The following is an 18652-nucleotide window of genomic DNA, read 5'->3' as shown; positions in this document are numbered from 1 at the left end:
TGTACATTGCCAGTTCTGCAACCCGGGGCATAGAATGCGATCAATTCCTAATTGCACCTATTTCCCGGAAACCCGCGCCCCATGCCGCCCGCCGACCCCACCCTCAACCTGCACGTTCAGACGCTGTACACCGAGCACCACGGCTGGCTGCAGGGCTGGCTGGGGCGCAGGCTGGGTAATGCCTGCGATGCGGCTGATCTGGCCCATGACACCTTCCTGCGCCTGCTCAGCCGTCAGGGCAACAGCTATTTCGGCGGTGAGCCTCGGGCATTGCTGACGCACATTGCCAAGGGCCTGGTGATAGACCGCTGGCGTCGCCAGGATGTCGAACGGGCGTATCTGCAGGCCATCGCGCATCTGCCCGAACCAGAAGTGCCGTCGGCCGAAACCCGCTGGATGATCCTCGAAACGCTGTACCGCATCGATGCCATGCTGCGCGAGTTGCCGGCGCGGGTTCGCCACGTGTTCCTGCTGTCGCAACTGGACGGGCTGACCTACGCGCAAATCGCCGAACAACTGCAGGTTTCGCTGGTGACCATCAAGCGCGACATGCGCACCGCCTTCCTCGCCTGCCTGAGCATGGACGAATGAGGCCACCTATCGACCCCCTGATCCTCGGCGAGGCCGCCGACTGGCTGGTGCAACTGCAGTCGGGCGCAGCCACCGACGATGACCATCGCGCCGTCCAGGCCTGGTGCCAGCGCAGTAGCCAGCATGCCCTGGCCTGGCAGCGCGCCGAGGCCATCCTCGGTGAGTTTCGCCGCCTGCCAGCGCCGGTTACCGGGGAAACCTTGCGCCGGCTCAGCCGCCAGGGTGCGGTCAGCCGCCGCCAGGCCCTGCAGCGTCTGGGGATGTGGCTGCTGGCGGCACCAGCAGCCTGGATGGCCTGGCGCGAGGCACCCTGGCAGCAATGGGCCGCCGATGCCCGCACGGCGGTTGGCGAACAACGCTCACTGACACTGGCCGACGGCAGCCACGTACTGTTGAACACCCACACCGCCATCGATATCCGCTTCGATGCCCGGCAACGCCGTATCGCCTTGCTGGCAGGTGAAGTGCTCGTGACCAGCGCCAACGACCCGGCAACCCCGCCGCGCCCGCTGGTGGTGACCACCCCGCAGGGCCATGCGCGGGCGCTGGGCTCGCGCTTCAGCGTACGTATCGACGGCGCACTGACCCGGGTAGCGGTGTTGCAGGGCACCGTCGCCAACCGCCCGCTGCACGCCGCCGCCAGCGTGCAGCTCAAGGCGGGCGAGCGCTCCGCGTTCGATGCCGACCGTGTACTGCCCGCCACCCCGCTGGAAAACGGCGACCTGGCCTGGGAACACGGCATGCTGCTGGCGCGCGACATGCGCCTGGCCGACCTGTTGCAGGAGCTGGGCCGCTACCGCCCGGGCGTGCTGCGCTGCCACCCGGCAGTGCGCGGCCTGAAAGTGTCTGGCGCCTTTCCGGTGACCGATACCGATGCCAGCCTGCGGCTGCTGGCCGACACCTTGCCGGTAACTGTCCAGGGCCTGACTCGCTATTGGGTGACGGTCGAGCCCCTGAGCTGACCCGGGCTCAGCGCCACGGGAATCAACGACAGGCATTTTGATACCTTTTCCGGCGTCGTCCGGTGATCAGTGCAGAACCTCCCTTTTCTGCACCTACAGGACCCTCGCCCAATGCCCCATTTGCCTTTCAAGGCACTGAGCCTTGCCATCGCCATGGCCGCCCTGGCACCAGCGGCGATCGCTGCCGACGCCACCACCCGCGACTATCACCTGGCCGCTGGCCCGCTGGCCGATGTGCTGGCACGCTTCGCCGCCAATGCCGGGGTGCCCTTGTCATTCGACCCGGCGCTGCTTCAGGGCAAGCAAAGCCAGGGCCTGCAGGGCAGTTTCAGTGTGCCGGAGGGTTTTGCTCGCCTGCTGGCCGGCAGTGGCTACAGCCTGATCAGCACCGGCAGCGGGGGCTACACACTGGCGCCGGCAGTGGACCTGGGCAGTGCCCTGGAGCTGGGCGCCACCACCATCAACAGCAACCTGGCCGCCAGCGGCGATACCTGGCAAGGCGGCCAGGTGGCGCGTAGCGCACGCCTGGGTGTGCTTGGGGAACAGCCGACCAGTGATGTACCGTTCAGCGTCACCAGCTACACCGCCAAGACCATTGCCGATCAACAGGCGCGTACCCTGGGTGATGTGTTGCTCAATGACGCGGCAGTGCGCCAGTCGGCAGGCTTTGGCAATTTCTCGCAGGTGTTCACCATCCGCGGGCTGCCACTGAGCACTGACGACATCAGCTACAACGGCCTGTACGGCGTGCTACCGCGGCAGATCATCACCACCGAAGCACTCGAGCGCGTCGAGGTGTTCAAGGGCCCGAACGCCTTTCTGAACGGCGTCGCCCCCCAGGGCAGCGGTATTGGCGGTGCGGTCAACCTGGTTCCCAAGCGTGCCGCAGACACGCCAACCCGCCACGTCAGCCTCGATTATGCCACCGGCGCCAATGTCGGCGGCCACCTGGACCTGGGCCAACGTTTTGGTGAAGACAACCGCTTCGGCGCCCGTATCAACCTGGCCCAGCATGACGGCGGCACGGGTGTGCACGACGAAGCGCAACACGCCACCTTGGTAGCTGTAGCCCTGGACTACCGGGGCGAACGCCTGCGCCTCTCCACCGACCTGGGTTACCAGAAAGAACGCATCAACCAGGGCCGGGCGGTGATCTACCCAACCGGCAGCAAAGTGCCCCATGCCCCCTCGGCGCGCGACAATTACGCCCAACCGTGGACCTGGTCACAGCTGGAAGACACCTACGGCATGCTCAACGCCGAATACGACCTCAACGACAACTGGGTGCTTTATGCCGGTGCCGGGGCCAAGCACACTCGCGAAAACGGCGAATACTCCTCGTTGTACGTCAGCGACGCCAACGGCACTGCGCGGGGTGGCTACCTCTATTCACCACACGATGAGGACAACAAGAGCGCCATGACCGGTATCAATGGCCAGTTCGCCACGGGGCCGGTCAGCCATCGGCTCAACGTCGGGCTTTCGGGCATGTGGGGCGAACAACGTTCGGCTTACGCCGCAGTTGCCGCTGCCAACCGCTATGCCACCGACCTGTACCACCCGGTCAAGGTGCCGCGCCCGACCAATACGTATACGGGCAGTGACCTGCACGACCCGCGTATCGTGGGCAAGAACCGGGTCAAGAGCGTGGCGATGTCCGACACCCTTGGCTTTGTGGATGACCGTGTGCTGCTGACCCTGGGCGTGCGCCGGCAATCGATCGGTGTCGACGGCTGGTCTACCGCTAGCGGTGAGCGCAACGCCAACTATGACGAGTCGGTGACCACGCCGGTCTATGGCCTGGTGCTCAAGCCGTGGGAGCATGTGTCGTTCTACGCCAACCGCATCGAGGGCCTGGCACAAGGCCCCACTGCCCCGTCGAGCGTGACCAATGCCAATGAAGTGTTCCCGCCCATGCGCAGCAAGCAGGTCGAGGCCGGGGTCAAGCTGGACTGGGACAGCTTTGGTGCAACGCTTGGCCTGTACCGCATCGAGCAGCCCAACAGCACCACGTTCCGCAGCGCCGGTGCCGAGCGCGACACCTTCAGCATGGACGGCGAGCAGGTCAACAAAGGGGTGGAATTGAATGTGTTCGGCGAGCCGGTGCACGGCTTGCGCCTGCTGACCGGTGCAGTGTTCATGCACACCGAGCTCAAGAACACTGCCAATGGCGCCAACGACGGCAACCGTGCGCCGGGCGTGCCGCGCTTCCAGTACAACCTGGGCGCGGACTGGGACGTTCCAGGCATCGCCGGCGCGGCATTGAATGCGCGGGTGTTGCGTACCGGCGGCCAGTACGTCAATGCCAGCAACAGCCTGAACATCCCGGCCTGGACCCGGGTCGACCTCGGCGCACGTTACCGTTTCAAGGTGGATGAGCAGTGGGTGACCTTGCGGGCCAACCTGGAGAACGTCGCCAACAAGGCCTATTGGGCGTCGGCCTCGACCACCAACAACTACCTGACCCAAGGCACACCACGGGTGCTGCGCTTGTCCGCCAGCGTAGACTTCTGACGCCCCCGTCGGCCAGCAGCCCCGGCCCTTTAGCGGGTAAACCCGCTCCCTTGTGGGAGCGGGCGTTCCCGCGAACACCGGCGCAGCCGGTGCCAGCCACCGCGGCGGGTTCTGTGCCACCCGCGAATACGGTGCTACCGGCAACGCACAATACGCTCAAAACCAAAGCCTACACCTAGCAGCACCAAGCGCCGCTCAAGTACAGTCTGCCCCATGAACAAATACGCCCCACACGCGTGGCTACCCCACGAAAAGCCCACCCTGCCAGGCTCCCCCTCCACGCCTTTGCATTCGCCAGCAAAACGCCTGGCGTATGGCGTGGTCGGCCTGCTGGTAGCCATTACCGGTGGCTTGGGCAACGCGCTGGTCACCGCCAACCTGATGTTCCTGCAAGGCGCGCTAGGTGCAACCACGGCGGAAATGGCGTGGCTGCCAGCGGCCTACGTGATGACCAACGTGTCCATGAACCTGCTGTTGGTGAAATTCCGCCAACAATTCGGCTTGCGCGCCTTCACCGAGGTGTTCCTGGTCCTATACGTCCTGGTCACCTTCGCCCACCTGCTGGTCAACGACCTCAACTCGGCCATCGCCGTACGCGCGGCCCACGGCATGGTAGGGGCGGCGCTCAGCTCGCTGGGGCTGTACTACATGATTCAGGCCTTCCCCGCCCAATGGCGGTTGAAGGCCATGGTACTGGGCCTGGGCGCTTCGCAGCTGGCATTACCCCTGGCGCGGATCTTTTCCGAAGACTTGCTGCAGATAGCCGAATGGCGCGGGCTGTACCTGTTCGAGCTCGGGCTGGCCCTGGCGGCACTGGGCTGTGTCCTGCTGCTCAAGCTGCCGCCCGGTGACCGCTTCAAAACCTTCGAGCCACTGGACTTCCTGACCTTCACCCTGATGGCCAGCGGTACCGCCCTGCTTTGTGCCGTGCTGTCGCTGGGGCGCATCGACTGGTGGCTGGAGGCCCCGTGGCTCGGCGTGGCGCTGGCGGCATCGATTGCGCTGATGCTCAGCGGCCTGGCCATCGAACACAACCGCCGCAACCCGTTGCTGATGACCCGCTGGCTTGGCAGTGGCGCCATCATCCGTCTGGCCCTGTGCGTGGTGCTGATCCGCATGGTCACCTCGGAGCAATCCACAGGGGCGGTAGGCTTCCTGCAGGCCTTGAACATGAGCAGCGAGCAGATGCGCAGCCTGTACTGGATCATGCTGCTGGGTGCCGTGGCGGGCCTGGCCAGCAGTGCCCTGACCATAAACCCCAACCACCTGATCATCCCGCTGTTCGTGTCCTTGCTGGCCATGGCCGTCGGTGCATTCATCGACAGCGGTTCCAGCAACCTCACGCGCCCGGCACAAATGTACTTCAGCCAGTTTCTGCTGGCCTTTGGCAGTACCTTCTTCCTGGGGCCGTCGATGGCCCTGGGTATCAGCCATGTGCGCGCCAACCCCCGTAACCTGGTCAGCTTTTCGGTGCTGTTCGGCATCTGCAACAACGTTGGCGGCCTGGTTGGCGCGGCACTGCTCGGCACCTTCCAGACCTGGCGGGAGAAGTTCCACTCCAGCCACCTGATGGACCACCTGAGTTATTTGGAACCACTGGTCAATGCCCGCGTACAAAGCGGTGCAGCAGCCTACAGTGGCATCCTCGCCGACCCGGCCCTGCGCACTGAAGCCGGCATGCGCCTGCTGGCCACGGCCGCCAGCCGCGAAGCCAATGTCATGGCCTACAACGATGTGTTCGTACTGATCGGCAGCATCGCCATACTGACCATGATCTGGATCTGCATCCGTAGCACCTGGCTCTGGTACTCGACACGCCAGGCCACCACCACCGACTCCACCCCTGGTGTGCCCACCCGATGACCGACGACACCCGTACCACGACCACCACCGCCATCGCCGAAACCCCGGAAGGCGCAACGCCGCCCAGCGAGCCGGGTAGCCCGGTACGCACGCGGCGGGTGCGGTTGCTGTCCTCGATCTGCTTTGCCGCCGTGGCCCTGGCAGGTGTTCTGCTGGTGCTCTATGCCTGGCGCCTGCCGCCCTTCAGCAGTGCCATCGAAAGCACCGAAAACGCCCTGGTGCGCGGGCAGGTCACCCTGATCGGCCCCCAGCTCAGTGGTTACATCGTCGACGTGCCCGTGCACGACTTCCAGTTCGTCAAGGCCGGCGACCTGCTGGTGCAACTGGACGACCGTATCTACAAGCAGCGCCTGGCCCAGGCCCTCGCCCAGTTGCAGCAGCAACAGGCAGCCCTGGCCAATAACCTGCAACAGCGCAAGAGCGCCGAAGCCACCATTGCCCAGCGCCAGGCCGCCATTGGCGATGCCCAGGCCCAGGCGACCAAAGCCAAGGCCGACCTGCGCCGCAATCAGGCGCTGGTCAGCGACGGCTCGGTTTCCCGCAGTGAACTGGACGTGACCCGCGCCAACGAGGCAGCTGCCGTCGCCAGCCTGGCCCAGGCCAAGGCCGCGCTGGATATCGCCCGGCAGGACCGGGAGACCGTGGTGGTCAACCGGGCTGCGCTCGAAGCGGCCGTGGAAAACGCCAAGGCCGCCGTGGAGCTGGCGCGCATCGACCTCGACAACACCCGGGTTACCGCCCCGCGTGACGGCCAACTGGGGCAGATCGGCACGCGCCTGGGTGCTTATGTCAATTCAGGTGCACAGTTGATGGCGCTGGTGCCCGACACCCTGTGGGTCATCGCCAACATGAAGGAAACCCAGATGGCCAATGTGCGCATCGGCCAACCCGTGAGCTTTACCGTGGACGCGCTGAACCACCTGAAGCTGTACGGGCACGTGCAGCAGATTTCGCCGGCCACCGGTTCGGAGTTCGCCTTGCTGCAGGCCGACAATGCCACCGGCAACTTCGTCAAGATCGCCCAGCGGATACCCGTACGGATCACCGTGGATGCCGACCAGCCACCCGCCCGGCAGCTGCGGCCGGGGATGTCGGTGGTGGTCAGTATCGATACCCGGGTGCAGCCTTAGCTGCCGGGCGCAGTTGCCTGGCTACCTGCGGCGTCTCGTCGCAGGGCCAGGCCCCTTGGGCAAACCCTCGCAACCCCGTAGAATCGCGCTTCCTTTTCGCCCGTCGCCGTCAACGGTGGCAACCAGCAGCAATGACAGAGTCCGTGCCTGAACACATGCCCACCATGTGAAATAGGCTCAACCCTCCCCGCCCGGCCCCATCCCCTACGGCCCAGCGGTTGAGTCTTGCCCAGGTCGCATCCGTGCAGCTACTCGCCCCTTGCGGGGTCGAGCCGGTGTGCGCGTCCGAAAAGGCGCTCATTCCGCTCATCCAACCAGAGGTACCTATGTCTCCGCGTTTGCTGGCCATGGCGCTGGCGCCCCTGCTCGGGCTGTTCATCATCGCCCTGGGCAACGGCTTCATGTCTTCCCTCACCACCCTGCGCCTGGGCGCTGCCGGTGAGTCTGCCACCACCATTGGCATCGTTTCGTCGACCTACTTCATCGGCCTCACACTGGGCGCCATCTTCAACGACCGGCTGATCCTGCGCATCGGCCACATTCGCGCCTATACCAGCTTCGCCTCGCTGATTGCCGTGACCATCTTGCTGCAGGGCTTGTTCTACGACGTGACCTGGTGGTCGGTGCTGCGCCTGATCAACGGCTGGGCCGCCGTGGGCGTGTTTCTGGTGATCGAAAGCTGGCTGCTGCTGGCCGGCGACGCGAAAATCCGCGGCCGCCTGCTGGCGCTGTACATGATCGCCTTCTATGGCGCCGGGGTCATCGCCCAGGCCGGCCTGGGGGAGATCACCCAGTTGGGCGATACCGCGCCGTTCATGCTGGCCGGCGTGCTCGCCGCGCTGTCGGTGCTGCCCATCGTGATCCTGCCGCGGGTATCGCCCTTGCTAGAGCAGGTCGAACCCCTCAAGCCCCGGCAGTTGCTGGGCGTGGCCCCTTCGGGCCTGGTGGGTTGTTTCGGCTCGGGCGTCGCCATCGCCGGCATCTATGCCCTGCTGCCGCTGTACCTGCAACGCATCGGCCTGGAGGTGGGCGAAGTCGGCAACATGATGGCCTGGGTCATCCTTGGCGCCATGCTGTTGCAGTACCCGGTCGGGCGCTGGTCGGACCGCAAAGACCGCCTGGACGTACTGCTGGCGCTGGCCGCCTTGTGCGTTGTGCTGTCACTGGTCACGGTCTTCCTGCCCTCGGACTCGTTCCTGCTGCCGGCCATGCTGTTCCTGTTGGGCGGAGGCGTGTTCACCCTGTACCCGGTCGCGGTCAGCCATGCCGCCGACCGCGCACCGTCCGATGCGCTGGTGCCGATGATCCAGGGTTTGCTGCTGATCAACTCACTGGGCTCGGCCATGGCACCGGTGGCCATTTCGCCGATGATGACCGAGTTTGGCGAGGCCGGACTGTTCTGGGCGTTTGCCGTGGTCAACCTGGCGATGCTGTGCTTCTTCATGTGGCGCCGTGGCAAGCGCCCGGCGGCAGAACACCCGGCGCCCTTCGCCGCCTCGACCACGTTCTCGCCCACCGGTGCCGAACTGCGGGTAACCGAAGACCTGATGCATGCCGCGCAAGAGCATCCGCCGCTGGAGCCCGCCGACCCTGCACCGGCTGCCCAGAGCCAGGCCCACTGAGCCAACGGGCTGCCATGCAGCCCGGTTGTCTACCCCACCAACCCTCGCACACAGAAGTACAGGATCGACGGCCCCATCAGGCACCCCAAGCCGGTATGGAACGTGGCGGTCAGTGCCCCATAAGGCACCAGCCGCCGGTCCGTCGCCGCCAACCCGGCGGTCACACCCGACACAGTCCCCGCCAAACCGCCGAACACCATTGCCGAGCGTGGGTTGTCCAGCGCCAGCAAACGGGCCGATACCGGGGTGAACACCATCACCAGAATCGCCTTGATCAAACCGGTGGCGATCGACAGGGCCATCACGTCCGAACTGGCACCCAGCGCCGCGCCGGTCACCGGGCCGACGATGTACGTCACGGCGCCGGCACCAATAGTGGTCATGCTCACCGCGTCGCGGTAACCAAAGGCGTACGCCACGCCCGCCCCGACAATGAATGGCAAGACCGTGCCGAGCAGCAGCGCCACCGCGCCGATCATCCCGGCACGGCGAGCCTCGGTGGCCTGCACCTCGAACGCCGTGGCAACGATGGCGAAGTCGCGCAGCATGGCCCCGCCCATCAGGCCGATGCCGGAAAACAGCGCCATGTCGGCCAGGCCTTTCTGGCCGCCTGTGAGGGTGCCGCCCACCCAGGCCAACACCAGCCCGATGACAATGGCGATGGCCGAGCCGTGCACGCGGCCGAAGGTCAGGTACCTGGACAACAACACCGACAGCCACATGATGCCGCCCACCACCGCGAAGGCAGTGATCAGGCCGTTATGTTCCAGGGCATTATCAATGATCGGCCACATGTTCAGCGCCCTCCTGCAGGGGCAGCATGCCCATTGGCCTGGAGTGGCGCCTCGACCGCGGGGAGCGGTTCGCCGCGGTGGCTGCGGCTGATCAGTGCAATGGTCGCACCGCACACCAGCACCGCACCTATCGCAGCCAGCAGCGCCACCGGCCCGCCGTGCAGGGCAGTGACCACGTTCTGTTGCGCCGCCATGGCCACCACAACCGGAATGTACATGGCCCCCCAGAAGCCCACACCGAACTCGCACTCCTTGCTCATGCCACCGTGACGGTGCATGTAAAGGCGTGCGCAGATCAGCAGGATCATGGCGATGCCGACCCCGCCTACATTGGATTTGACGCCCAGCAGTACGCCCAGGAAGTCGCCGACGATAACCCCAGCCAGCGTACAGACCGCCAGCAGTGCCACACCATAGATGATCATTGTTGTTGTCCTCAGGTAGTGTCGAAGTTGCTTGTTGTTGTTCTTCGCCATCGGTAAACCCGCAAGCGCCGCACTGGCTTCATTAACGGGCGTAGCCCGTGCCAGCCGGCGCGCTGCCCGCCATCATCGCCGGTCCGCCACCTCCTGGCGCAGCAGCGCATCCAGGCTGTCCCATCGGGTGCCTTCCACCGCCAGCACCCTGCCCTGTTCGAACACCGGCCTGGCCAGGCCGCTGAGCGTGCTGCCAGGCGGCATTTCCAGGTGCAGGCGCACGCCGCGTTCATAGGCATTGCGCAACGCTGCCCGCCAGTCCACCCGGCGCGCCATGTTGCCGGCCAGATCGTCGCGCAGGCGCTGCGGGTCGACTATCACCCGTGCGCTGCTGCCACTGAGGTAAGTGATACGTGGCCGCTGCAGTTCGACCGCAGCGAAGGCCGCAGCCAGCTCTGCTGCCGGGCCAGCCAGCAACGGGCAATGCGATGGCACGCTGACTGCCAGCCGGCGCGCGATGCCCCTGCCCAGGCTGCGCGCGCGGGCCGCCACCGCCGCCATCGCCGTTTCGCTGCCGGCAATGACGATCTGCTGCTCGCTGTTGAGGTTGGCGACATACACCTCGCCGCCCACCTCGCCCAGCAAGCGCTCGACACTGGCCAGCTCCAGGCCACTGAGCGCAGTCATGCCATAACCGCGCGGATAGGCCCGTTGCATCAGTTCGCCGCGCAGGGCAACCAGGCGCACAGCGTCGGCAAAGCCCAAAGCACCGGCCACCACTGCCGCCGGGTAGGCGCCGACCGACAAGCCCGCCACACAATCCGGCCCTGGGCTGCGCTGCATCAACCAGCGCGCCCAGGCCACGCCACTGAGCAGCAGGCACAACTGCACGGCGCGGGTCGACTGCAGGGCGTGCTCGCTGTCCAACGCCAGTGCGTTCTGGCCAAGGGCATCGCTGGCCTCTTCCAGCACCGGCGCGCTGCCTTCGGGCAGGCGCTGCAACATGCCGACCTGCTGGGCACCCTGGCCCGGGAACGCGAACAGAGTGCTCATGCGGCACGCTCCCGTACAGCCCACGGGTCTTCGCACAGGCATGGCCCCACGGACGACTTGAGCAACACACGGTGGGCGAAACCGGCCCACTCGCGCAACGCCACAGCCCCGCCCGGGGTTTCCAGCTGCGCATCGATACGGCATGGCGCGCCGTCCAGCATCGCCAACAGCGTGCGGGCCTGTATACGCGCCAGCGGTTGCGGCGTGCGTACCAGTATGTCCAGGTCGCTGTCGGCGTGCAGCACGTCGATACCCGTTGCAATCTGGTAACCCACGCCACCTGTCGGCCCCCAGGCCAGGCCGCAGGCATCGAGCATTGGCGCTACCCAGGCCAGGGCCTGCAATGCTGGCCAGGCGCGCTGTGTTGGCCGCTGCAAGGCTTCGGGGGCCTGTTGGCGTTGAATGTCGCCAACCCGCATCAACGCTGCCAGGCGCTGCGCCCGCCCTTGGCCACGTACGCCCACGGCGACCCATCCGGCGTCACACACCGCGCGGCGCACGACCACCGGCTGGCCGCCGGCCAACACTTCCCGTGCCCACAGCGGCGCGTCGGCCGGCAGGGCCGAAGTGGGCATGCCCCACAGCAGGTCATGGGGGCGTGGCGCGTTCACCTCAGGCACCCTGCCATTGGCGGCGCAGTTGCTCACGCACTTGCCGCGAGGCACTGCGGTGTTCGCCCGCCAGCCGCGACGACAGGTCGGTCGAGCTGCCAATATCCCGGACCGCGTCGGCAAGGCAGGCACGCACCCGGGCAATGTCGGCGCTGCCAGGCGCTTCGGCGTTGGCCACCGTCAACCGACGCCACAGCAGGCCCAGTGACGCATAGCTGTCCAGGTCATAGGCCATGGGCGGCACCTCGGCGGCCAACGCTTCCAGTTGCTCGACACTGCGCAGGGTAATCCGCGCGGCTGCCGCCTTGCCCATGGCATGCACCATTACCCCGGCATCGTCCAGGGCGATCAGGCGCTGGGCCTGGTAGCCGTGGGCAAGAAAAGCGCCAGACATGGCCTTGCCGACCAGCAGCCCGATTACCGGGTGACCGGCCAGCCGGGCCTGGGCGTAAGCCTGCACAGCGCCAGCCAAGGCCTGATGGATACCCAAGGCCTCCTCACGGCGACCGTAGGCCTGGCTGGGCACATCGATCACCGCGACAATTGCGCGCTTGTGCCCCTGGCTGTCAGCGTCGACCGCGTCGCTCACGGCCTTGGCCAGGCCCCAACCCTCCAGCAGGCCGACTTCGCCGCCGCGGGCCCGGGGGAACGGATTGGCGGGGTCCGGGACCACGGCGATAAAGCGCGCCAGGCGGTTGTCCAGTTCGCCATCGATGACCTGCAACGACGCCGGGTAGCCCGGCAAGGGCTGGCCGCCCGCCAGGCCCGGCAGCCAGTTCATGGCACGGTTCATTGGGCTTCTCCTTGGTAAAGGGCACGCACAGCGGTAGCGTCCAGTTGCGGGCACTCGGCGCCCAGCCGGGCCATGCGCTCGAGGTACCAGGCGTGTTGCCGGGCGCGGTCAGCGCCAGGCGAGTCGAGCAATTGCAGCAGGCAGTCGCGCAGCGCCTGGATGTCATCGGCCACATAGCCATCGACCAGCCCGCTGGCATGGCGCTGTTCGCCGCCGCTCAGGCTCCAGATGAACGGCCGGTCCTTGGCGTCATACTCGGCAATGCCGGCTTCCTGTTCGATGACCTGAGGCCCGTTGAGGCCCAGGCGGGCCTCGCGGGTGACCAGTAGATGGCTGCACAAGCCAGCGGCGATTGACATGCCGCCGAAGCACCCGACGGGACCTGCAATCAGCCCGATTACCGGCTGCCAGGCCCGCAGTTCGACGATCGCCGCCTGGATTTCGGCAATCGCTGCCAGGCCAAGGTTGGCTTCCTGCAAGCGCACACCGCCGGTTTCCAGCAGCAGCACTGCACACGTGGGGATGCCATTGCGGTTGTCTTCGATGGCCAGCTCCAACGCCCCGGCAATCTTGGCGCCGCCCACCTCGCCCATGCTGCCGCCCTGGAAGCCGCCCTCGATAGCGGCGACCAGCGCATTGCGCCCGTTCAGCGTGCCTTTGGCGATGACCACGCCGTCGTCAGCCTGCGGCACGATGCCCTGCAAGGGCAGCCAAGGCGACATCAGCCGGTCGAAGGGGCCGAGCAGCTCGCGGAAACTGCCCGGGTCGAGCACGGCGCGGGCGCGCTGCCGGGCACCCAGTTCTACGAAGCTGCGGCTGCGCAGCAGGCGTGCGGTGTCAGTCATGGGCGATCTCCTCGAAGCCTTGTTCCAGGCGCAGGCGGACCACCCCCGGGGTGGCGCCGAAGTCATGAATGTCGATGTTCACGGCCGGCCAGGCGCGGCCCTCGAACAGGCGCTGGAACAGTTGCGCCCAGCGCGCGGCGCTGCCATCGACCGAAGTCACCACCTGGATCTGCAGATGGCCGGCGGTGCCGGGCTCGATCAGTACTTCAAGGTCGCCGGAGCTGACACAGCCCACCAGCGTGCGGCCACGCCCCGGTTCGGCGGCGGGGAAATCGAAGGTCAGGGTTTCCATGTCACAGGCTCCCGGCTTTGTCGAGGAACAGGCAGGCGGCCAGTAGATCGGCGGCGCCGCCCGGTGAGGCGTTCAGTTGCAGCAGTTGCTGGTCCAGCGCACGCAGGTGACGGCGCCCGGCCAGGGTGGCACTGCCCCCGGCACCCAGTACCGCGCGGGCGCCCTGCTGCACGGCGGCCAGCCCGGCAGGCCCGCTGCGCCACAGCACACAGGTATCGCTGAGCACGGCCATGATGGCGAGCAAGGCATCGAGCCGGGCGTTGGCCTCACTGGCACCGCTGGCACGGCTGCGTTGCAGGTGTGGCAAGCCGTGGCCGATAACCGCAGGGAAGCCTTGTTGCGCCTGTTCGCGGGCACCGCTGCGGCCATAGCGCTGGCGCACCTGCAGGCCGTGGCTGTGCTGCTGCGGCATGGCCGGGTCGTCGAACAGGGCGATGCGCCCGGCCCGCGCGGCCACCGTGTTGGCGCTGGCATCGGGGTCGAGGGCCTTGGCGGCGACCAGCAGGCCCAGGGCCCAGATAGCGCCGCGGTGGGTGTTGACCCCATGGGTCGCGGCCAGCATCGCGGCTTCGCCTTCACGGCCGAGCTGGCCCAAGCTGGCGCGCAGGGGTTGGCCGATGGTGCCAATGGTTTGCGCGGCTGCGGCCATGTTGCGCAGGCAGGGCCACAGGGCCAGGGCCGAGGCGTGCATCAGGGCCAGGGTCATGTCGGTGTGAGCGCCGTTGCTGCGGCGGTCGACCAGGCCGGGTTTGGGGGACAGCTCGGCTTCGTCGATCAGGGCTTCCACGGCCAGGTCGGCCAGGTGGTCTGGCAGTTGAATCCGGGTTGTGTGGGCTGGCCTCTTCGCGGGTAAACCCGCGCCCACAGGGACCGTAACAGGTTCAAGGCGCAAGTCGCGTGCTTTCATCACCAGCTCCTGAACCGTGCCGGCGGGTTGTACAGGCCGCCGGACCATTCAACCAGGTCGGCAACGCTGCGCGCTGCCAGCAGCTCGCGGCTGGCGTCAGTGCGGCGGATGCCCAGGTCTTCGGGCAATGCCACCAGGCCTTGCTGGCGCAGGCGCGCAGTGTCTTTCGGGTCATGCCGCAGGCCGATGGCGGTAACCCCGGCCACAGCGGCAATCATCTGCTGGCGCTCTTCCAGGCTGCGGGCCTTGTACAGGTAGGCAATGCCCTCTTCGGTCAACAGGTGGGTAACGTCGTCACCGTAGATCATCACCGGGGCCAGCGGCATGCCGGCCTTTTTCGCCACGGCCACCGCATCCAGGGTTTCCACGAAGGTCGGTTTGCCGCCTTCCTGGTAGGTTTCGACCATCTGCACCACCAGCTTGCGGCCGCGCTCCAGCAGGGTTTGCGGCACGGTCATGTCGAGCCAGGCCGGCGTTGCATGGCGCCGGCCCCGGGGGTCGTGGCCCATGTTCGGCGCCCCGCCAAAGCCGGCCAGGCGGCCGCGGGTGACTGTCGACGAATGGCCATCACCGTCTACCTGCAGGGTCGCGCCAATGAACAGGTCCACGGCGTACTGCCCGGCCAGCTGGCACATCATGCGGTTGGAGCGCAGCGAACCGTCACGGCCGGTGAAGAACACATCGGGCCGCTGGGCGATGTAGTCCTCCATGCCCAACTCGGTGCCAAAGCAATGCACGCTTTGCACCCAGCCGCTTTCGATAGCCGGGATCAGCGTAGGGTGAGGGTTGAGGGTCCAGTTGCGGCAGATCTTGCCCTTGAGCCCCAGCGACTCGCCGTAGGTGGGCAGGATCAGCTCGATGGCAGCGGTATTGAAGCCGATGCCATGGTTCAACGACTGCACCTGGTGTTTTTCGTAGATGCCGCGAATGGCCATCATCGCCATCAGCACATGCACCGGCTTGATATGACGCGGGTCGCGGGTGAATAGCGGTTCGATGTAGAAAGGCTGGTCGGCAACCACCACGAAATCGACCCATGACGCCGGGATATCGACGCGCGGAAGGTCGTCCACACGGTCGACCAGCTGGTTGACCTGGGCGATGACGATACCGTCGCTGAACGCGGCCGGCTCTACCAGCGCTGGGGTGTCTTCGGTGCTGGGCCCGGTGTACAGGTTGCCCTCACGGTCGGCAATGAAGCCTGCCACCAAGGTCACGTTGGGGATCAGGTCGACCAGCAGCCGCGAGTACAGCTCGATATAGGTGTGGATCGCGCCGACTTCGAGCAAGCCGTCTTCAAGCAACTGGCCAATGCGCAGGCTTTGTGGCCCGGCGAAGGAGAAATCCAGCTTGCGGGCGATGCCCCGCTCGAACAAGTCCAGGTGTTCTGCACGGCTGACGCTGGGCATGATCATGTGCAGGTCGTGCAGGCGCTCAGGGTCGACCTTGGCCAGCGAACGCGAGAGGAAGTCGGCCTGCTTCTGGTTGTTGCCTTCCAGCACCACCCGGTCGCCGGGGGCCAGCAACAGCTCCAGTGCTTCGACGATACGCTCGCTGGGCAGCACCGCACCGTCGGCAAGGTGGCGGACCTGATCGAGGCGGCGTTGCTTTTCGGCACGCCGTCGCGACCATTGCGGCGGTGGATTCTGTGTTGTTGTCATGGTGACTCCACGGGTTCGCTGTCGTGGGGTCACCTTAGGGCGGGGGCCAGCCGGGCATCAATCAAGCTCGGCGCTGGATCGTTACGCTAAGGTTAATGATCGGGGTTCTGGTGGACCAAAACACCAAGAACATCGGCGCCCGCCCACCGAGCCAGCCCGGTAAACCTCAAACCTTGCTAGAGTGGCAACACTGCCAGGCACGCAAAAATGCAGATTCCCCCTGCAGATTTGTCGATTGTACAAGGCAAATTCGCATGCAAGGATCCCCAGATCCTCCAGCGAAATCCAGACTTCACTTGGAAAATCAATAACAAAGCAGGGAGAAGGCAATGACTGCGCACGCTTACACCTCGGCCACCGACCATGTACTGGCCGAGGTCCGCAACCAGGTCGGCCACCTGACACTGAACCGCCCCGCCGGCCTCAATGCCCTTACCCTGGACATGGTCCGTAGCCTGCGCCACCACCTGGAACAGTGGGCCCGGGACCCGCACGTACGGGCGGTGGTGCTGCGCGGTGCAGGCCCCAAGGGTTTTTGCGCCGGTGGCGACATCCGTTCGCTGCACGACAGCTTCAAGGCCGGCGATACGCTGCATGAGACCTTTTTCGTCGAGGAGTATGCCCTCGACCTGGCCATCCACCGTTACCGCAAACCGGTGCTGGTGCTGATGGACGGCTTCACCCTCGGCGGTGGCATGGGCCTGGCTCAGGGCTGTGACCTGCGCGTGGTGACCGAGCGCAGCCGCCTGGGTATGCCTGAAGTCGGCATTGGCTATTTTCCCGACGTGGGCGGCAGTTATTTTCTGTCGCGCCTCCCTGGCGAGCTGGGCATCTACCTGGGTGTAAGCGGCGCACAGGTGCAGGCCGCCGATGCGCTGTATTGCGGCCTGGCCGACTGGCACCTGGCCAGCGACCAACTCGCCGCCCTGGATCAAGGCCTGGACCAGCTGAGTTTCGGCGACCACCCGCTCAAGGACCTGCAGGGCCTGCTGGCCAGGCTCGGTAGCCAGGTGCTGGAGGATGCCCCGCTGGAAAAGCTGCGCCCGGTCATCGACCACTTCTTCGCCCTGCCCGACCTGCCGGCCATCGTCGAGCAATTGCGCACGGTCAGCATTGGCGACAGCCACGCCTGGGCCACGGCCACTGCCGATCAGCTGGAAAGCCGCTCGCCGCTGGCCATGGCCGTTACGCTGGAGATGCTGCGCCGGGGCCGCCAACGGGACCTGGAGGCGTGCTTTGCCATGGAGCTGCACCTGGACCGCCAGTGGTTCCAGCATGGCGATATCATCGAAGGCGTACGCGCCCTGATCATCGACAAGGACAAGCAACCGCGCTGGAACCCACCCACCCTGGCTGCACTGCAACGCCAGCGGGTCGACCAATTCTTCGAAGGCCTGTGAGCCCGGGAGTACACCGATGCAAGACCTGGAACTGAGCGAAGAACAGATCATGATCCGCGACATGGCGCGCGATTTTGCCCGTGGCGAAATCGCACCGCACGCCCAGGCGTGGGAAAAGGCCGGCTGGATCGATGACGACGTGGTACGCAAGATGGGCGAACTGGGCCTGCTGGGCATGGTCGTGCCCGAAGATTTTGGCGGCAGCTACACCGACTACGTCGCCTATGCCCTGGCGGTAGAGGAAATTTCCGCCGGTTGTGGCGCCACCGGGGCGATGATGAGCATTCATAACTCGGTAGGTTGCGGCCCGCTGCTGGCATATGGCACGGCCGACCAACAGCAGCAATGGCTGCCACGCCTGGCCACGGGTGAAGTGATCGGCTGCTTCTGCCTGACCGAGCCGCAAGCCGGCTCCGAGGCGCATAACCTGCGAACCCGCGCAGAGTTGATAGACGGCCAATGGGTGATCAATGGCGCCAAGCAGTTCGTCAGCAATGCCCGGCGTGCCGGCCTGGCGATCGTGTTTGCGGTAACCGACCCGGAACTGGGCAAGAAGGGCCTGTCGGCCTTTCTGGTGCCCACCGACAACCCGGGCTTCAAAGTCGACCGCAGCGAACACAAGATGGGCATCCGCGCCTCTGACACCTGCGCGGTCACGTTCGACAACTGCCGTGTACCGGCCGCCAACCTGCTGGGCGAGCGCGGCAAGGGCCTGGCCATCGCCTTGTCCAACCTCGAAGGTGGCCGGATCGGTATCGCCGCGCAAGCGCTGGGCATCGCCCGTGCGGCATTCGAAGCAGCGCTGGGTTATTCACGGGACCGTGTGCAATTCGGCAAGCCGATCAACGAGCACCAGAGCATCGCCAACCTGTTGGCCGACATGCAGGTGCAAGTAAACGCTGCGCGGCTGCTGATTTTGCATGCTGCGCGCCTGCGCAGCGCCGGCAGGCCGTGCCTGTCAGAAGCATCGCAGGCCAAGCTGTTCGCCTCGGAAATGGCCGAACGGGTGTGCTCGATGGCGATCCAGGTACATGGCGGCTACGGCTACCTGGAAGACTACCCGGTAGAGCGTTACTACCGCGATGCCCGGATCACCCAGATCTACGAAGGCTCGAGCGAAATCCAGCGCATGCTGATTGCGCGGGAGCTGAAGCACTACACGCTTTAGTAGGTCGACGACCGAGCCCTGGCGCCAGGC

At 66.0% G+C, this 18652-nt stretch carries 17 protein-coding genes; 8 read left to right on the top strand and 9 right to left on the bottom strand.

Going from position 1 to position 18652, the window contains the following annotated elements; genetic code table 11:
- Nucleotides 1-81 precede the first annotated feature (81 nt).
- The 6 genes from K4A76_RS11230 to K4A76_RS11205 all read left to right on the top strand — a co-directional run bounded on the left by K4A76_RS11230 (nucleotide 82) and on the right by K4A76_RS11205 (nucleotide 8682).
- The gene (locus tag K4A76_RS11230) at nucleotides 82-591 is read left to right on the top strand and encodes a sigma-70 family RNA polymerase sigma factor (protein WP_029887859.1); all 510 of its coding nucleotides are present in this window, start codon (nucleotides 82-84) and stop codon (nucleotides 589-591) included.
- Nucleotides 588-1553, top strand: a complete 966-nt coding sequence (locus tag K4A76_RS11225) for a FecR domain-containing protein (protein WP_197879532.1) — start codon at nucleotides 588-590, stop codon at nucleotides 1551-1553. The genes K4A76_RS11230 and K4A76_RS11225 overlap by 4 nt, the downstream gene beginning before the upstream one ends.
- Before the next feature lie 111 nt (nucleotides 1554-1664).
- Complete coding sequence (locus K4A76_RS11220; protein ID WP_274412182.1) at nucleotides 1665-4067, top strand: TonB-dependent receptor; 2403 nt, start codon at nucleotides 1665-1667, stop codon at nucleotides 4065-4067.
- Nucleotides 4068-4280: 213 nt separating this feature from the next.
- Nucleotides 4281-5930, top strand: coding sequence for an MFS transporter (locus K4A76_RS11215; RefSeq protein ID WP_274412181.1), 1650 nt, complete (start codon nucleotides 4281-4283; stop codon nucleotides 5928-5930).
- Nucleotides 5927-7060: an HlyD family secretion protein gene (locus K4A76_RS11210; protein ID WP_274412180.1), complete on the top strand. Its 1134-nt coding sequence runs from the start codon at nucleotides 5927-5929 to the stop codon at nucleotides 7058-7060. Before K4A76_RS11215 ends, K4A76_RS11210 begins: the two co-directional genes overlap by 4 nt.
- 326 nt (nucleotides 7061-7386) lie before the next feature.
- Nucleotides 7387-8682, top strand: a complete 1296-nt coding sequence (locus K4A76_RS11205) for an MFS transporter (protein WP_009686723.1) — start codon at nucleotides 7387-7389, stop codon at nucleotides 8680-8682.
- A gap of 29 nt (nucleotides 8683-8711) precedes the next feature.
- Here K4A76_RS11205 and madM read toward each other — a convergent pair whose 3' ends face one another.
- The 9 genes from madM to mdcA all read right to left on the bottom strand — a co-directional run bounded on the left by madM (nucleotide 8712) and on the right by mdcA (nucleotide 16054).
- A complete protein-coding gene (madM, locus tag K4A76_RS11200) occupies nucleotides 8712-9476 on the bottom strand; it encodes a malonate transporter subunit MadM (RefSeq protein WP_009686722.1) in 765 nt (254 codons plus the stop codon).
- 2 nt (nucleotides 9477-9478) lie between these two features.
- The gene (gene madL, locus K4A76_RS11195) at nucleotides 9479-9901 is read right to left on the bottom strand and encodes a malonate transporter subunit MadL (protein WP_274412179.1); all 423 of its coding nucleotides are present in this window, start codon (nucleotides 9899-9901) and stop codon (nucleotides 9479-9481) included.
- A gap of 123 nt (nucleotides 9902-10024) precedes the next feature.
- Nucleotides 10025-10945 (bottom strand): malonate decarboxylase subunit epsilon, encoded by a 921-nt coding sequence (gene mdcH, locus K4A76_RS11190; RefSeq protein WP_029887238.1) that lies wholly within the window; start codon nucleotides 10943-10945, stop codon nucleotides 10025-10027.
- Entirely contained in the window at nucleotides 10942-11556 is a 615-nt protein-coding gene (locus tag K4A76_RS11185) for a malonate decarboxylase holo-ACP synthase (RefSeq protein WP_274412178.1), read from the bottom strand. Before K4A76_RS11185 ends, mdcH begins: the two co-directional genes overlap by 4 nt.
- A 1-nt stretch (nucleotide 11557) precedes the next feature.
- Nucleotides 11558-12349 (bottom strand): biotin-independent malonate decarboxylase subunit gamma, encoded by a 792-nt coding sequence (gene mdcE, locus K4A76_RS11180; protein WP_274412177.1) that lies wholly within the window; start codon nucleotides 12347-12349, stop codon nucleotides 11558-11560.
- A complete protein-coding gene (locus K4A76_RS11175) occupies nucleotides 12346-13194 on the bottom strand; it encodes a biotin-independent malonate decarboxylase subunit beta (RefSeq protein WP_274412176.1) in 849 nt (282 codons plus the stop codon). Before K4A76_RS11175 ends, mdcE begins: the two co-directional genes overlap by 4 nt.
- Nucleotides 13187-13486, bottom strand: a complete 300-nt coding sequence (locus tag K4A76_RS11170; protein WP_009686716.1) for a malonate decarboxylase subunit delta — start codon at nucleotides 13484-13486, stop codon at nucleotides 13187-13189. The genes K4A76_RS11175 and K4A76_RS11170 overlap by 8 nt, the downstream gene beginning before the upstream one ends.
- Nucleotide 13487: 1 nt before the next feature.
- Nucleotides 13488-14393, bottom strand: coding sequence for a triphosphoribosyl-dephospho-CoA synthase (locus tag K4A76_RS11165; protein ID WP_274412175.1), 906 nt, complete (start codon nucleotides 14391-14393; stop codon nucleotides 13488-13490).
- Nucleotides 14393-16054 (bottom strand): malonate decarboxylase subunit alpha, encoded by a 1662-nt coding sequence (gene mdcA, locus K4A76_RS11160; protein ID WP_274412174.1) that lies wholly within the window; start codon nucleotides 16052-16054, stop codon nucleotides 14393-14395. The genes K4A76_RS11165 and mdcA overlap by 1 nt, the downstream gene beginning before the upstream one ends.
- Nucleotides 16055-16383: 329 nt before the next feature.
- On the opposite strand from mdcA, the gene K4A76_RS11155 reads away from it, so the two are divergent.
- Entirely contained in the window at nucleotides 16384-17454 is a 1071-nt protein-coding gene (locus K4A76_RS11155; RefSeq protein ID WP_274412173.1) for an enoyl-CoA hydratase/isomerase family protein, read from the top strand.
- Between the two features lie 16 nt (nucleotides 17455-17470).
- The gene (locus K4A76_RS11150; RefSeq protein WP_274412172.1) at nucleotides 17471-18622 is read left to right on the top strand and encodes an acyl-CoA dehydrogenase family protein; all 1152 of its coding nucleotides are present in this window, start codon (nucleotides 17471-17473) and stop codon (nucleotides 18620-18622) included.
- Nucleotides 18623-18652 lie beyond the last annotated feature (30 nt).

Source organism: Pseudomonas sp. NEEL19 (genome assembly GCF_028751975.1).
Classification (GTDB): Bacteria; Pseudomonadota; Gammaproteobacteria; order Pseudomonadales; family Pseudomonadaceae; genus Aquipseudomonas; species Aquipseudomonas juntendi.
The sequence above is the reverse complement of the archived record's forward strand: the minus strand, read 5'-3'. Positions and strand labels throughout refer to the sequence as shown.

Excerpts from the sequence above, each read along its gene's own strand:
- K4A76_RS11230 (WP_029887859.1), top strand. The coding sequence starts at position 82 with ATGCCGCCCGCCGACCCCACCCTCAACCTGCACGTTCAGACGCTGTAC.
- K4A76_RS11210 (WP_274412180.1), top strand. The coding sequence starts at position 5,927 with ATGACCGACGACACCCGTACCACGACCACCACCGCCATCGCCGAAACC.
- K4A76_RS11220 (WP_274412182.1), top strand. The coding sequence starts at position 1,665 with ATGCCCCATTTGCCTTTCAAGGCACTGAGCCTTGCCATCGCCATGGCC.
- K4A76_RS11155 (WP_274412173.1), top strand. The coding sequence starts at position 16,384 with ATGACTGCGCACGCTTACACCTCGGCCACCGACCATGTACTGGCCGAG.
- madM (WP_009686722.1), bottom strand. The coding sequence starts at position 9,476 with ATGTGGCCGATCATTGATAATGCCCTGGAACATAACGGCCTGATCACT.
- K4A76_RS11175 (WP_274412176.1), bottom strand. The coding sequence starts at position 13,194 with ATGACTGACACCGCACGCCTGCTGCGCAGCCGCAGCTTCGTAGAACTG.
- K4A76_RS11165 (WP_274412175.1), bottom strand. The coding sequence starts at position 14,393 with ATGAAAGCACGCGACTTGCGCCTTGAACCTGTTACGGTCCCTGTGGGC.
- mdcH (WP_029887238.1), bottom strand. The coding sequence starts at position 10,945 with ATGAGCACTCTGTTCGCGTTCCCGGGCCAGGGTGCCCAGCAGGTCGGC.
- madL (WP_274412179.1), bottom strand. The coding sequence starts at position 9,901 with ATGATCATCTATGGTGTGGCACTGCTGGCGGTCTGTACGCTGGCTGGG.
- mdcE (WP_274412177.1), bottom strand. The coding sequence starts at position 12,349 with ATGAACCGTGCCATGAACTGGCTGCCGGGCCTGGCGGGCGGCCAGCCC.
- K4A76_RS11170 (WP_009686716.1), bottom strand. The coding sequence starts at position 13,486 with ATGGAAACCCTGACCTTCGATTTCCCCGCCGCCGAACCGGGGCGTGGC.
- K4A76_RS11225 (WP_197879532.1), top strand. The coding sequence starts at position 588 with ATGAGGCCACCTATCGACCCCCTGATCCTCGGCGAGGCCGCCGACTGG.
- mdcA (WP_274412174.1), bottom strand. The coding sequence starts at position 16,054 with ATGACAACAACACAGAATCCACCGCCGCAATGGTCGCGACGGCGTGCC.
- K4A76_RS11205 (WP_009686723.1), top strand. The coding sequence starts at position 7,387 with ATGTCTCCGCGTTTGCTGGCCATGGCGCTGGCGCCCCTGCTCGGGCTG.
- K4A76_RS11215 (WP_274412181.1), top strand. The coding sequence starts at position 4,281 with ATGAACAAATACGCCCCACACGCGTGGCTACCCCACGAAAAGCCCACC.
- K4A76_RS11150 (WP_274412172.1), top strand. The coding sequence starts at position 17,471 with ATGCAAGACCTGGAACTGAGCGAAGAACAGATCATGATCCGCGACATG.